General features: G+C 68.5%; 10 protein-coding genes and 1 tRNA gene. 6 read left to right on the top strand and 5 right to left on the bottom strand.

Annotated elements, in window-relative coordinates; genetic code table 11:
- Window positions 1-56: 56 nt before the first annotated feature.
- Window positions 57-133, top strand: a tRNA-Met gene (locus VM780_RS15180).
- A gap of 169 nt (window positions 134-302) precedes the next feature.
- On the opposite strand, the gene VM780_RS15185 is transcribed toward VM780_RS15180, so the two are convergent.
- A complete protein-coding gene (locus tag VM780_RS15185) occupies window positions 303-2,507 on the bottom strand; it encodes a diguanylate cyclase (protein WP_325448829.1) in 2,205 nt (734 codons plus the stop codon).
- A gap of 287 nt (window positions 2,508-2,794) precedes the next feature.
- On the opposite strand from VM780_RS15185, the gene atzF reads away from it, so the two are divergent.
- Genes atzF through VM780_RS15200 form a run of 3 tightly spaced genes read left to right on the top strand, consistent with a single transcriptional unit; the run spans window position 2,795 to window position 6,213 of the window.
- Entirely contained in the window at window positions 2,795-4,606 is a 1,812-nt protein-coding gene (atzF, locus tag VM780_RS15190; protein ID WP_325448831.1) for an allophanate hydrolase, read from the top strand.
- 9 nt (window positions 4,607-4,615) lie between these two features.
- Window positions 4,616-4,819 (top strand): DUF4089 domain-containing protein, encoded by a 204-nt coding sequence (locus VM780_RS15195; protein ID WP_325448833.1) that lies wholly within the window; start codon window positions 4,616-4,618, stop codon window positions 4,817-4,819.
- Complete coding sequence (locus VM780_RS15200; RefSeq protein ID WP_325448835.1) at window positions 4,816-6,213, top strand: AtzE family amidohydrolase; 1,398 nt, start codon at window positions 4,816-4,818, stop codon at window positions 6,211-6,213. Before VM780_RS15195 ends, VM780_RS15200 begins: the two co-directional genes overlap by 4 nt.
- A gap of 3 nt (window positions 6,214-6,216) precedes the next feature.
- Here VM780_RS15200 and VM780_RS15205 read toward each other — a convergent pair whose 3' ends face one another.
- Window positions 6,217-7,710 carry a carboxypeptidase M32 gene (locus VM780_RS15205; protein ID WP_325448837.1) on the bottom strand — a complete coding sequence of 498 codons (1,494 nt, stop codon included), beginning with the start codon at window positions 7,708-7,710 and terminating at the stop codon, window positions 6,217-6,219.
- Window positions 7,711-7,779: 69 nt separating this feature from the next.
- Window positions 7,780-9,033, bottom strand: coding sequence for a DUF763 domain-containing protein (locus VM780_RS15210; RefSeq protein WP_325448839.1), 1,254 nt, complete (start codon window positions 9,031-9,033; stop codon window positions 7,780-7,782).
- Window positions 9,034-9,173: 140 nt separating this feature from the next.
- Between VM780_RS15210 and VM780_RS15215 the strand changes: the two genes are divergently transcribed.
- Complete coding sequence (locus VM780_RS15215; RefSeq protein WP_325448841.1) at window positions 9,174-9,980, top strand: Ku protein; 807 nt, start codon at window positions 9,174-9,176, stop codon at window positions 9,978-9,980.
- Here the strand turns inward: VM780_RS15215 and ligD are convergent.
- Together ligD and VM780_RS15225 are read right to left on the bottom strand one after the other, a co-directional pair.
- Window positions 9,977-12,511, bottom strand: coding sequence for a DNA ligase D (gene ligD, locus VM780_RS15220; protein WP_325448843.1), 2,535 nt, complete (start codon window positions 12,509-12,511; stop codon window positions 9,977-9,979). The two genes, VM780_RS15215 and ligD, sit on opposite strands and share 4 nt — an antisense overlap.
- Window positions 12,512-12,514: 3 nt before the next feature.
- Window positions 12,515-13,378 (bottom strand): Ku protein, encoded by an 864-nt coding sequence (locus VM780_RS15225; protein WP_325448845.1) that lies wholly within the window; start codon window positions 13,376-13,378, stop codon window positions 12,515-12,517.
- Window positions 13,379-13,512: 134 nt separating this feature from the next.
- Here VM780_RS15225 and VM780_RS15230 point away from each other — a divergent pair, with 134 nt between their 5' ends.
- Window positions 13,513-14,682 carry a zinc-dependent alcohol dehydrogenase gene (locus VM780_RS15230; RefSeq protein WP_325448847.1) on the top strand — a complete coding sequence of 390 codons (1,170 nt, stop codon included), beginning with the start codon at window positions 13,513-13,515 and terminating at the stop codon, window positions 14,680-14,682.
- Window positions 14,683-14,685 lie beyond the last annotated feature (3 nt).

Below are 14,685 nucleotides of genomic sequence, written 5' to 3' on the forward strand. Positions count from 1 at the left end.
CCTCACGATGATCAGACCAGCGCCCAAACGTCCGCAAGCCATCAGCCCGGACATGGCGCGGGGTGGAGCAGCCCGGTAGCTCGTCAGGCTCATAACCTGAAGGTCACAGGTTCAAATCCTGTCCCCGCAACCAAACAAAAAAGCCCGCACAGCACAAAAAGCTGGCGGGCTTTTGTCGTTCATAAGCCCAAACGCGCCAAGCCGGCGCGGAAAGAGCGGGCGGCGTCACGGCCGAGGCTCGAACGGCGAACGACGGACGCTTCGCTGGCTGAGGCCGTCCGGTTCCGCCCCTGGGCGTGAGCTCACGCGAAGCCGCGCTGCAGGCCCGCCGCCTCTGTCCTGTCCTCGGCTGCCGCCGTCGGCGCCGTTTCGACCCGGTCCCGGCCGCTCAGCTTGGCCCGATAGAGCGCCGCATCGGCGCGCGCGAGGAATTCGGACGGGCTGCGGTCCTGCGCGAATTCCGCGACCCCGAAGCTGCAGGTCAGAGAGCCGACGGCCTCGAACTCGGCCGTGGCCACAGCGGACCGCAGCGCCTCGGCGACCCGAGCCGCGGTCGCGCCGTCCGCGCCCGGAAGAAGGATCAGGAACTCCTCGCCGCCCCAGCGCGCCAGGAAGTCGGTGGTCCGGACGAACCGCCGGGCCAGGCCCGCAATCCGCACGAGCGCCTGGTCTCCGACCGGATGTCCGTAGGCGTCATTCACGCTCTTGAAGCGGTCGACGTCGAACAGCACGAGGGAGAGCGGCGCCGCGTGGCGCTGCGCATACGCCATCTCCTCCGCGAAGGTCTGCTCCAGGCGCAGGCGATTGTTCAAGCCGGTCAGCGGATCCGTCGCGGCCTGCAGGCCGAGGTCGTCGGCGAGCTTTTGGAGCCGCAGGCGCTTTTCCATCTCGACCTCGTCACGGACCGCGCGCTGCCGCCCAAGGATGTAGATCAGCGCCATGATGGTCACCAGGAAGGTGATGACGATGCCGAGCAAGCGGCTTGCGAAAATCTCCCGCGTCGGCTTCAGGATCACGAGCGACCAGCCGCCATGCTGGGTAAGCTTGCGGCGCACGTAGTCGCGCTCGCCGTTGACGCTGGTCCAGCTCGCGTCGGCGACCTCCTCTTTCAGCAGCGGTCGCGCGTCGAGCGGGCCGAAGATCTGCTCCAGCGGCGTGCGCCGGTCCTCCGGGAGCGGCCAGAGCGTTCGCCGGAGTCCGTCGGGCTGGTTGGTCAGCGCGACGACGCCGTCAGGGTTCACGAGGAAGTACGGACGGTCCAGCCGGCGGACATCCGCCTCGAACCCCCTGAGCGACTTCACCAAGACCGCCACAGCGGCGATCCTGTCTCCGACCCGCACCGGCTGGCTCGCAATGTAGCGGGGTTCCGCCGACACAGGATCGAACTCGAACAGAAAGCCCGCCCGGCCCGCCAGTGCGTCGCCGAGGTGTCTCGTGGAGGCGCCCATGATCCGAGGCGCCTCGTCAGAGGCGGCGAGCACGGCCCCGTGCGGATCGAAAATGTAGCCGGCCAGCGCGGCGCCGGCTTCGACATGGAGGTTGAGAACCGTGCGCGCGTCGGCCCTATTCGGAGCGCCGGCGGCGAGCTTCACGATCGCCGGCAAGCCGGCGAGCGCCTTCGCCATGCCCCCGATCGTAGCGGTCTCTGCCGCCAGCCGGCTGCCCAGCAGATCGATGTCGCCTTGCGCTTCGAGCTGTACGTTGTGGCGGTACACCTCGCCGAGATATTCGGTCAGCGTCCAGCCGCAGAAGAGGATCACCGCCATCGCGCCAATCGTCCAGCCGAACTGGCGCCGCAGATATCGGGCGAATGTCCGGGATGAAATCTCCGCGGCTGCGCGGTAGCCCCAAATGGTCCAGACGGCCGCCGCGATGCAGCAGGCGAGCATGGCCCTCGCGAGCTGAATCGGCGCGCCGGTCAGATCGGCGAACCACTCGTAATTCAGCACGGCCGCCGGGCCGTAAGGCATGGCCGGGGTCACCAGGCCGGCCGCCAGGCCATAGAGGGCGAAGGAGACGGAAGCCGTGAACGCCGCGGCGCGGACGCGGCCGGAGACCACTTCTGCGTGGCGCAGAAACACGATCGCCGCGGCCAGCGCGGCCGGAAGGCCGATGGCGTAACGGCCGGCGACGCCGCCGGCCTTGGCGCCTGCGAAAACGCTGATGACCCCCAAGCCGAGAAGCAGCGGAAGGTAAATCCACCTGCCGGGCATGCGCCAGCCGATCCGCAGCGCCTGCAGCCGTGCGAATTCGAGCAGGAACACGAACGACCCCGTCATGAGAGCGACGCGCGCAGCGGCGAAAGACGGATGGTCCCCGACGATCAGCGCCGACAGATCGAGCCATTCGAGGCCGCCATGCAACACGCCGAACAGGCCGAGAGCCTGCCACGAGGCGGCCGGCCTCGTGATCCGCGCGACCGAGAAACAACTCGCGCCGAGAAGGATGAAGGCCAGCCCATAGAAGAAGAAGACGAAGTCGAGCTGACTCGCCAAAAAACTGTACATGGCTTCCTTCAACGGACTGACGCCCCCCGGACCGGACCGCAACCAACAACGCGCCAGCGGCCCCAAGGTCCCGTGGGAGGGCCGGGGTTTGTCATTAGAGTTGATCGATCCTTCCCGGGATCCCGCGGCCATCGGCGCGACGACCTACAGGAGCAGGTCGGCGTCCGGTCCGCTGCGGCAGGGCGCCTCAGGCGCGGGTTCGGCGGGCATGGCCCTTCACGGCGCGGGCGCGCTTTGCGATAGGAAGATCGCTCGGCACTTCCGGCCGATCGGATAGGGGAGCGCAGATGACCGCCTCGCTCAGCGACCTCGCGCTCGACCTCGCTTCGCTCCGTGCGGCCTATGCGGGAGGAGCATCGCCGGCTGCGGTGATTGATGAGGTCTTCGACCGGATCGATCGCTGCGGCGATCCCGGCATCTTCATCTCGCTCGCCGATCGGGCCGCTGCCCGCGCCGCCGCCGCGGCGCTAGGCTCGACGCCCGATGCAAGGCCGCTCTGGGGCGCGCCGTTCGCCGTCAAGGACAACATCGACGTCGCAGGGCTGCCGACCACGGCCGCCTGCCCGGCCTTCGCATATTCACCCGATGACAACGCGACTGCGGTCGAACGGTTGATCGGCGCCGGCGCCATAGTGATCGGCAAGACCAATCTCGATCAGTTCGCCACCGGGCTGGTCGGGCTGCGCACGCCCTATCCGGCGCCGCTCAACGCGGTCGACAGGGAGCTCGTGCCCGGCGGGTCGAGTTCCGGCTCCGCGGTCGCGGTCGCGCGCGGCCTTGTGTCGTTCGCGCTCGGCACCGACACCGCCGGATCGGGCCGCGTTCCGGCCGGGCTCAACAACATCGTGGGGCTGAAGCCAACCCTTGGCGCGATCCCCACCCGGGGCGTGACGCCGGCCTGCCGAACGCTCGACTGCGTCTCGGTGTTCGCGCTGTCGGTTGACGACGCCTATGCGGCGTTCTCGGCCGCCTCGGGCTACGATCCCGTCGACCCATTTTCGCGCGACGTTCGCACGGCTCCGATCGCGCCGCTTCCCGGAACGTTGCGGATCGGCGTTCCCAACGCCGGCAGCCGGCGGTTCGGCGGGGACGCGGCGGCTGAAGCCGCCTTCGACTCCGCCCTTGCGGACGCGGCCGCGCTCGGCGCGAACATCGTCGAGCTCGATCTCGAGCCGTTCTTCGCGGTCGCCAGCTTGCTCTACGAAGGTCCGTTCGTGGCCGAGCGCTACGAGGCGATCCGTTCGTTCATCGAGGAGCGGCCGGAGGAGATGCACCCGGTGACGCGGGCGATCATCGAAAGCGCGCGGCGCTTCGACGCCGCATCGGCCTTTGGCGCTCAATATCGTCTGGCGGAGCTTCGACGGGAGCTGTCGGCGGTCTGGAACCGGATCGACGTCATGCTGGTTCCGACCTTCCCGCGGCCCCGCACGGTCGCGGAGGTGACGGCCGAGCCGGTGCGGCTCAACAGCGAGTTCGGGACCTATACGAATTTCGTGAACCTGCTCGACCTCTGCGCGCTTGCCGTGCCGGCGCGGCCGCGCCCCGACGGATCGCCCGCCGGCGTCACGCTGATTGCGCCTGCCGGAGCCGACGCGCGGCTCGCAGCGCTCGGCGAAAAGATCCACGCCACCGGCGGAACGCCGCTCGGCGCCTCCGGGCGGGCGCCCGCTCCGGCGCCCGTCAGGGCGGCCGCGGCGGCGGCAGGCGAAATCGAGCTCGTGGTCGTGGGCGCCCATCTTTCGGGGATGAAGCTCAATGGGGAGCTGACCGGCTGCGGCGGTCGCTTCCTGCGCGCGAGCCAGACCACGCCGGACTATCGGCTCTTCGCAATCGAAGGCGCCATTCCGCGGCCGGGCCTGCTGCGCGTCCCGGACGGAGAGGGGGCGGCAATCGCGACGGAGGTCTGGGCGCTGCCGCCGGAGGGCTTCGGGCGGTTCGTCGCCGGCATCGGCGCTCCGCTCGGCATTGGGGTCGTCCGGCTTGCCGACGGTTCTTCGCCGAAGGGCTTTCTCGCCGAGGCGGAGGGCGTGAACGGCGCGAAGGAGATCACCGGCTTCGGCGGCTGGCGCGCCTATATGACCGACCGCGCAGCAGTCTGAGACAATCGCATGCTGGAGGCGCCGCCGCGGCTGACCGACCAGGCGCTCGAGGCGCATATCGACGCCGCGACGACGCTGCTCGGGCTGCGGATGGACCCTGACGACCGCGCTTCCACTCTGGCGCATCTCCGCGCGACAATGGAGGCCGCCCGGTTCGTCGCGGCCTTTCCGCTGGATGATACGGTTCAGCCGGCGCCGATCTTCCGCCCGTGAGCGATTGGCCGACCCGGACGGCCGCCGAGATCGCCGCCGCCGTCGCGGCGGGCGAGGTCTCCGCCGCCGAGGTGGTGGAGCAGACGCTGTCCGGGATCGCCATCCTCAACCCGAGGATCGGGGCGTTCACCGATGTTGTCGGGGGGCGCGCCCGAGCGACCGCGGCAGAGATCGACCGGCGGCGCGCTGACGGCGCGCCGCTGGGCCCGCTCGCGGGCGTGCCGTTTGCGGTCAAGAACCTGTTCGACATCGAGGGGCTGCCGACCCGCGCCGGATCGAGGATCAATCGCGACCGCGCGCCTGCCGAGCGCGACGCCACGGCGGTTAGACGGCTCGAGGCAGCCGGCGCGGTCCTGGTCGGCGGGTTGAACATGGGCGAATTCGCCTACGACTTCACCGGCGAGAATGCGACCGACGGGCCCTCACGCAATCCGCACGATCTGGAACGGATGACCGGCGGCTCCTCCGGAGGGTCCGGCGCGGCGGTCGCCGGGGGACTGACGCCGCTTGCGCTCGCGACCGACACCAATGGATCGGTGCGCGTCCCCGCCGCCCTTTGCGGCGTCTTTGGCCTGAAGCCTACTTATGGCCGGCTCAGCCGCCGCGGCGTGTTTCCCTTCGTCTACCACCTTGATCATGTCGGCCCGATCGCCCGGTCGGCGCGGGATCTGGCGCTCGCCTATGACGCGCTGCAAGGGCCAGCTGACGGCGACGCAGCCGTCGTGTCCCGGCCGCCTGAGCCGACCTTCCCCGGCATAGAGGACGGCATTGGCGGGCTGCGGATCGCGACGCTCGGAGGCCACTTCGCGACCGGTGGAGAACCGGAGGCGTTCGAGGCCGTGCGGATCGTCGCGCGGGCGCTTGGCGCCGAACGGTCGATCGAGTTCCCCGAGGCTGCGCGCGCCCGCGCCGCAGCCTTCGTCATCACCGCCGCCGAGGGATCGGCGCTGCATCTCGAGCGGCTCCGGAGCCGGCCGCAGGACTTCGATCCCGCAGTACGGACCCGGCTGATCGCCGGCGCGGCGGTTCCGGCGGCCTTCCTCGCGCAGGCGCATCGCTTCCGGCGCTGGTTCGCGGACGCCGTCGCCAAGGTCTTCGAGGACGTTGACGTCGTGCTGGCGCCGGCGACGCCGTGCCGGGCGCCGCGGCTTGGCCAGACCACCTTCGAGCTGAACGGCGAGACCGTGCTGGTGCGCCCCAATCTAGGCTTCTACACGCAGCCGATCTCCTTCATCGGCCTGCCGGCCGCCTGCGTTCCGGTATGGCTCGACGACGGACTGCCGCTCGGCGTGCAGATCATTGCGGCGCCCTGGCGCGAGGACCACGTCCTTCGGGTGGCGCGCGCGCTTGAACGCGCAGGGGTCGTGGCCGCTCGCACCGCCAGGCTCGCCTGAGGCTTACGCCTCCTCGACGTAGCGCCGGCGCAGATGCGCCTTGAATAGCGCCGGATCAAGCGCCCGCCCCGTCGACTGCGTGAGCAGGTCATCGGTCTCGAGCAGCGACGCCTGCGCGTGGATGTTGGCGCGCAGCCAGCCGAGCAGTGGCGTGAAATCGCCCCGCTCTATCGCCGGCGAAATGTCCGGAACCGCGCGCCGGGCGGCGTCGAACAGCTGCGCCGCAGTCAGGGCGCCGAGCGTGTAGGTCGGGAAATAGCCCCAGCCGCCACTCGGCCAGTGGATGTCCTGGAGACACCCGACCCGATCGTTCGGCGGCGTCAGGCCGAGCAGCTCCTTCATCTGCACGTTCCAGGCGCCGGGCAGTTCCGCGAGCGGCAGATCGTCGGCGATCAGCGCCTTCTCCAGCCGGTAGCGCAGGATGACATGAGCCGGATAAGTCACCTCGTCGGCGTCGACGCGGATGAAGCCCGGCGCCACGCGGGTGTAGCGACGCCACACCGCGTCGGGCTCCCAGCCGGGCCCCGAGCCGCCGAAGGCGTCGCGCATGATCGGCGCCGCGAAGCGGACGAACTCGCGGCTTCGGCACGCCTGCATTTCGACCAGCAGCGACTGACTCTCGTGGAGACTCATGCCGCGGGCGTGGCCGACCGGCTGGCTCATCCAGCCCTGGGGCCGGCCCTGCTCGTAGAGCGCGTGGCCGGTCTCATGCAGGACACCCATGAGAGCGCTCGAGAAATCATCTTCGTCATATCGCGTGGTGATCCGCACGTCGTCATCGGCGCCGCCGCAGAACGGATGCGTCGACACGTCGAGCCGGCCGCGGTCGAAGTCGTAGCCGAGCGCCTCCATCATCCTGAGGCCGAGCGCGCGCTGCGTCTCGACCGGGAACGGCCCCTGCGGCTCCGGATCGGCCGGCCGTCGCGCCTGCGCGGCCAGGACCTCGTCGAGAAAGCCCGGCAGGAAAGCCGCGAGCTCGTCGAACAGCGCGTCGATCTTCTCCGAGCGGCCGCCGGGCTCGTAATCGTTGAGCAGGGCGTCGTAGGGAGACAGACCGAGTTTCTCGCCCTTCGCCCGCCCGATCTCCCGCTGCAGCCGAAGCACCTCGGAGAGGTGGGGCAACAGCCCGACGAAGTCCGAATCCTGCCGCGCCTGCCGCCACGCCATCTCGCATGTCGAAACAGCTTTGCTGGAGGCCTCCACCAGATCAGCCGGCAAGGCGGTCTCCGCAGTCCAAAGCCGTCTGATCTCGCGCAGATTTGCGCGCTCCCAAGGGCCTAGCCCGCCATCGGCCTCTGCGTCGTCGAGCCAGTCGCCGATGCGCGGGTCGGTCGCCATATCGTGCCGCAGAACCTGGAGCAGCGCGACGCTCTCGGCGCGCCGCGGGGCTGCGCCCTTCGGCATGACGGCGGCGTTGTCCCAGTGGAGGATGCCCAGCGCGTTGGAAAGCGCGGCGATCCGGCCGTGATGGGCGGAGAGCTCGGAATAGGCTGTCATCGAAGTCCCGCAGGGGAGGAAAGGCCAGGCTGGTATCGCAGAGCGTCGCGCCCGACGTCCAGCCGCGCCTCAGGCGGCGGAGGCGTCTTCGGCCGGCGGCTCCCAGCCGAACACGCTGCGCCCGCCATAGTCCGGCGAGCGACGCCGCTCTTCGGCCACGAACGCTTCTAGCGAGGGTCCCGTCGCGTAACGCTCGGCCCGCCGGGCCTGCTCGTCGAGCCGCCTGATCGCCCCGAGTTCATCTTCGCGCCCGAGCTTGGCCTTCCGGACGGCAGACTTCAGCACGTCGATCGTCTGGTCATAGACCTTGAGCGGCACCGGGAATGGCTGGCGGTCCTTGCCGCCATGCGCCAGCGAGAAGCGCGCCGGGTCGCTGAACCGGCAGGGCGCGCCGTGCACCACCTCCGCCACCATGGCGAGCGCCTCGACCGTGCGGGCGCCGACGCCAGGCACCAGCAGGAGTTCGCGGAAATCGGTCGGGCCACGCTCGGCCGCAGCAGCCAGCGCGCCGTGCAGTCTTCGTATGTTCACGTCGCCCGGGCGCACGTCGTGATGCGCCGGCATGACGAGGTGCGGCAGCAGCGGCTGGGCCTGCTCGCGCGGCGCGGCCGCTGCCGGCTCAAGCCGGGAGAGCTCCGCGACGATCTTTTCCGGCGGCAGCGCCCGCAGCAGCTCGAGCTGGCCGCGGCGCGAAGCCTCGGCGCGGCGGTCGGTGAGGTTCACGATCTCTCCGCGGCGCGGGCCTTCGATCGCGGCGTGCGGCTGATCGACAAAGTCCTTCAGCCCTTCGGAAAGCCAGTGATAGCGCCGCGCCTGGCGGGAGCCGCCGTTCATGCCCTGCTGGACGACTGTCCAACGCCCGTCATCGGTGACGACAAAGCCGTGCAGGTAGAGATCGAAGCCGTCCTGGACCGCGGCGCTGTCGACCTTTGCGACCAGCCGGCTCGCTTGCGCGAGCGCAGCGCCATCGAAACCGACCCTGTCGCCGATCGCGATGAGCTCGGGCGGCGTTAGCCTCGATTGCCTGCCGCGGCCGCCGCAGACATGGACGCCGAGTTCGCCCGCAAGAGGCGCAAGGCCCCGCTTGAGCGCGCCGATCACGCTCGTCGTGACGCCCGAGGAGTGCCAGTCCATCCCCATCACGGCTCCGAAGGACTGGAACCAGAACGGATGGGCCAGACGGTGCAGCAGCTCATCCCGGCCATAGTGGAGGATGATCGCCTCCGACACCACCGCGCCGAGCCGCGTCATGCGCTCGCCGAGCCAGCGCGGCACGCGTCCGCCATGCAGCGGCAGATCGGCGCTTCCGGCGCGTCGGGCCACGGCGTCTCCTCACATCCAAGTTCCGCAAACGTTCTAGCACGCACGCCTCCGCCGCGTCTCGATTCGGGCGCGCGGCGATGCGGCGGAACCCACAGCGCGGGCGGCCGTTTTGCTCAGTTGCACAACGGAGTTCGAGCTTTATGGCCGCGCGGGTGTTCTGGAAGGGCTATCTGAAGCTCTCGCTCGTGACCTGCCCGGTCGCGATGACGCCGGCGACGACCGAGAGCGAGCGGGTGCGCTTCCACACGCTGAACCGCAAGACCGGGCACCGGGTCGCCAGCCACTATGTCGACGCCGCCACCGGCAAGCCGGTCGAGCCGGGCAGCGAGGTGAAGGGCTACGAGCGCGGCGAGAATGAGTTCGTCATGCTCGAGGATGACGAGCTCGACGCCGTGGCGCTCGAGAGCACCCATACGATCGACATCGAGACCTTTGCACCGCGCGAGTCGATAGGCTGGATCTGGTACGACCGACCGCACTACCTCACGCCGAATGACGAGGTCGGGGAGGAGGCCTTCGCGGTCATTCGGGAGGCGATGGCGGCGACCGATGTGGTCGGCATCTCCCGTCTCGTGATGTATCGCCGAGAGCGCGCGGTTCTGCTGGAGCCGCGCGGCAAGGGCATCGTGCTGTGGACGCTGCGATATGGCGACGAGGTGCGGGACGAGTCGGACTACTTCCCCGAGAAGCCTCAGAAGGTCGAGCCGAAGGCGCTCTCGCTCGTCGAGAAACTCATAGACGAGCGGACCACCGAGTGGTCGCCCCAGATGGTGAGCGACCCGGTGCAGGCGAGCCTGCTCGATCTGATCGCGTCCAAGAAGAAGGGCCGGAAAAAGGCTGTGCGTCCAAAGGCCGAGGCCGCCGAGGCGCCGGCCGGCAACGTGGTCAACATCATGGAGGCGCTGCGTAAAAGCCTCGCCGCGGAAGGCAAGGGCTCGCGGCGCTAGGCGGCTCGCCTGGGCTTTGCCTTGGGTCTTGCGGAGCCGCCTTCCACCGGCAGCGGCTTCGCGGCCGCCCTGAAATCCGCCCAAGGATCGGCTGCGAGCGACGCCAGCCGGGTGGGGGCGTTGTCGACCGTGAAGTAAGCGGGACCGATCGCCGGCCCGAGTTCGCTCCAGTTGAGCGGCATCGAGACCGCCGCCCCCGGCCGGGCGCGGGTGGAGTAGGGCGCGACGGCGGTCGCGCCGCGGCCGTTGCGCAGATAGTCGACCAGGATCTTGCCCTTGCGCTTCGCTTTGGTGACGGTCGCGACATACCGGTCTGGCTCGTCGGCGGCCATCGAGTCGGCGAGCGCCTTGGTGAAGGGCTTTACGACGTCCCAGCCGGCCTGCGGCTTCAGGGGCGAGACGACGTGCAGGCCTTTTCCGCCGGACGTCTTCACGAAAGCCGCGAGTCCAGCGGCCTCGAGCCGCCGTTTCACCTCGAAGGCTGCCGAGATGATCTCTTCCCAGGAGACATTCTCCCCTGGGTCCAGGTCCATGATGATCATGTCCGGCGTTTCGAGCGCCGCGACCGTGGAGCCCCAGGGGTGGATCTCCAGCACGCCGCCCTGGACGAGGCCGATCAGCCCGTCCCGGTCATTGATCATGACGAGCGGCTCGTCGGACTTGTCCTTGGGATCGTCGAACACGCCGATCGCGCGGTTCATGCCTTTCCAGCGATGCTTCTGGAAGAAGCACTGGTCCGTCACGCCTCCGGGACAGCGCAGCAGCGAAAGCGGTCGTCCAACGATGAAGGGGGCCATGCGCGGCCAAACCTCCATGTAATAGTCGGCGAGACCCTGCTTGGTGACGCCGACGTCCGGCCAGTACACACGGTCCGGATGGGTGAGGGTGACGGAGGAGGCGCGCTGCGGCGTCTTCCCCTCCGGCGCGTCCGTCTCGCGGACGACCTCTGCGGCCGGCTTGTCCTCGCGTAGTCCACGGAAGGCGGCGTGACGGAGATGCCGATCGGCGGTCCAGGCGCGGAACTCGATCTCCGCCACCAGCTCTGGTTTCACATAATGGACCTGCCGGGCTTCGTCAGCCGTCAGGCGGTCGGCGAACGGCGATGACTTCTGCTCGATCGCCTCGAGGCGCTTCAGAAGGTCTTCGGCGACCTTCACGGTGAAGCCAGTGCCCACACGGCCGACATGGCGGAGCTTGTCGCCCTCGAAGGCGCCGAGCACAAGCGAGCCGATCGCGCGGCGGGAGGTGCTGGAGGGCGTGAAGCCGCCGATCACGAACTCCTGCCGGTCGGAGCATTTGGACTTGATCCAGGTCTTGCCGCGGCCGGAGCGATAGGGCGCATCCGCCTGCTTGGAGACCACGCCTTCGAGGCTCAGGCGGCAGGCGTGCTGCAGCACCAGATCGCCGTTCTCCGGAAAATGCTCGGAGAACCGCACCAGACCGGCGTCCTGCCCGATCAGCTGCGCGAGAGCCGCTTTGCGGTCGAGCAGCGCGCAAGCTGTGAGATCGTAGCCATCGAGGTAGAGCAGGTCGAAGGCGTAGAACACGAAGCGATCCTGCCGCCCCTCGCTCAGATCCGCCTGCAGCGTGGAGAAATCCGAGGCGCCGGCTCCATTCTCGACCGTGAGTTCGCCGTCGATCAGGGCGCTCGAGGCCGGTAGCGCCGCCAAGGCGTCGACGACCGTCTTGCCGAACTTCGCCGTCCAGTCGAGACCGCTGCGGGTCAGCAGCTTGACCTTGCCGGCGTCAAGCCGCGCCTGCAGCCGGTAGCCGTCGAACTTGATCTCGTGAATCCAGCGCGCGCCCTTGGGCGCTTTGGCGGCGAGCGTCGCGAGAGCCGGCTCCACGAAAGCCGGCAACGTCGCCTTTTTTGCCTTCTTGATCTTCGACGGGTCGAGGCCGCCAGCGGCCGGTGCCGCGGCGTCCGGCTCGATCCGGCCGGTCTCCGAGGACCAGCCGGGCGTCTCGCCTTCAAGCTCCTCCACCAGCCGGCCTGTCTTCACCGACTCCGGGCGCTCTTCCAGAATGTCCGGGTCCGCCTCTGCGCGGGCCTCCTTGTCGTCGCCTTTGATGAGCAGCCAGTTCTCGTGTTTCTCGCCCTTGCGAGGGGCCATGCGCACGAGGTGCCAGCGCCCTTTCAGCTTCTCGCCATGGATTTCGAATTCCAGGTGACCCTTGGCGAAGCCCTTCGCGGCGTCGCCGATCGGCGACCAGCGCCCACGGTCCCACAGGATGACGGAGCCGCCGCCATATTCTCCCTTGGGAATGGTGCCTTCGAAGTCGCCATATTCCAGCGGGTGGTCTTCGACATGGACCGCCAGCCGCTTCTCGCCGGGCACGAGGCTCGGCCCCTTGGCCACGGCCCAACTCTTCAGGACGCCTTCGAATTCGAGCCGCAGGTCGTAGTGCAACCGGCGCGCCGCGTGCTTCTGGATGAGGTAGCCGTCGCCGGCGCTGCTCGGCGCTTCGGATCCCGCTGGCTCCTTCGTCTTGTTGAAGTCGCGCTTACGGCGATAGGTCTCGAGCGCCATCTGTCAGCTCGCCTTGCGTCGCGGCTGGGCGGCTTTTGCGCCGGCGGCGCGTTTTGTCGGCGCGCGCGACGGCTTCTTGTCGCCCGTCGACTTGGCTGCGCCGGCGCTGAGTCGAAGGGCCTCCATGAGGTCGACCACCTTTGAAGGCGCCTGCTTCTTCGGCGGTGCGATCTTGCGGCCTTCCATCTTGGCCTTCACCAGCTCCGCCAGCGCGCTCTCATAACGGTCGTCGAACGCCTTAGGATCGAACGCGCCGCGCTTGGTGTCGATGATGTGCCGGGCGAGGTCGAGCATCTCGCCCTTGATCTCGATGTCAGCGATGTCGGCGAACGCCTCCTCGGCCGAGCGAACCTCGTAATCGAAGTTCAGCGTGGTGGCGACGAGACCATTGCCGTGCGGCCGTATCAGCAGCGTGCGGACCCGGCGGAACAGCACTGTGCTGGCGAGCGCCGCCACCTTCTTCCGCCGCATGCCCTCGCGAATGAGGTCGTAGGCCTCCTGGACGGACTTGTCGCTCGGAGCGAGGTAGTAGGGCTTGTCGAAATAGACGTCGTCGACGTCGCTGCAGCCGATGAAGGCGTCGATCGCCAGCGTCTTGTCGCTTTGCGGAACCGCCGAGGCGACTTCGTCGGGCTCGAGCGTCACATACTCGCCCTGCGCCACCTCATAACCTTTGACCTGGTCCTCCCGCTCGACGGGCTTGCCGGTCTCGGCGTCGACGAACTCGCGCCGGACCCGGTTGCCGGTGTCCCGGTTGAGCGTGTGGAAGGCGATCCGGTCCGACGTCGAGGCCGCCGTGTAAAGACCGACCGGGCACGTGACCTCGCCGACCTTCAGAAAGCCCTTCCAGTTGGCGCGTGGGGCCACGCTTTCAGCCTCCGATGACAGAAGCGAACGTCATCCCTGACGCGTTGGTTCCGGAGGACAGGAAGGGGTCGAGAGCGGAACGTTTCCGGAAGTCTCCCCCTTCTATTCCCAGGAGCACCAGCCGGAGGACATTCATGAAGGCCCTTACATGGCACGGCAAAGGCGACATCCGCTGCGAGAGCGTGCCGGATCCGACCATCCAGCACGGCCGTGACGCCATCATCAAGGTGACGGCCTGCGCGATCTGTGGTTCGGACCTGCACCTCTATGACGGCGTGATGCCGACGATGCAGAGCGGCGACGTGCTCGGGCACGAGACCATGGGCGAAGTCGTCGAAGTCGGGCCCGACAACAAGGAGCTGAAGATCGGCGACCGGGTGGTGGTGCCCTTCACCATCTCCTGCGGTCAGTGCTTCTTCTGCAAGCGCGGCTTCTACTCCGGCTGCGAGCGTTCCAATCCCAATAACGAGATCGCCCGCAAGCTTTGGGGCGCGTCGCCGGCCGGCCTGTTCGGCTATTCGCACATGCTCGGCGGCTACGCCGGCGGCCAGGCCGAATATCTGCGCGTTCCTTACGCCGACGTGGGCCCGATCAAGGTTCCTTCAAGCCTGACGGATGAGCAGGTCCTGTTCCTGTCGGACATCTTTCCCACCGGCTACATGGCGGCGGACTTCTGCGACATCCAGCGCGGCGACACGATTGCGATCTGGGGCTGCGGGCCGGTCGGCCAAATGGCGATCCGTAGCGCCTTCCTGCTCGGCGCCGAACGGGTGCTTGCGATCGACACGGTGCCGGAACGGCTCGCACTGGCCCGCGCCGGTGGCGCCGAGACGATCGATTTCATGGAAGAGGACGTCTACGACCGCATCCGCGAGCTGACCAACGGCAGGCTGGCGGACGCGTGCATCGACGCCGTCGGGACGGAGCCTGCGGTGACGGCGAGCTTCGACAGCATGGTGGACCGGTTGAAGGTCGCGACCTTCATGGGCACCGACCGGCCGCACGTGCTCCGCCAGGCGATCCACTGCTGCCGCAACTTCGGCACTGTCTCGATCGTGGGCGTCTATGGCGGCTTCCTGGACAAGGTGCCGATGGGCTCGGCGATCAATCGCGGCCTGACCTTCAGGATGGCTCAGACGCCGGTCCAGAAATACCTCCCGTCTCTGCTCGAGAGGATCGAGAAGGGCGAGATCGATCCCTCCTTCGTCATCACCCACACGGCGACGCTCGAGGAGGGGCCGGAACTCTACAAGAAGTTCCGGGACAAGCAGGACGGCTGCATCAAAGTCGTCATGAAACCCTGACTG

The sequence above is a fragment of the Hansschlegelia sp. genome, from assembly GCF_035538955.1.
Lineage (GTDB): Bacteria > Pseudomonadota > Alphaproteobacteria > Rhizobiales > Methylopilaceae > Methylopila.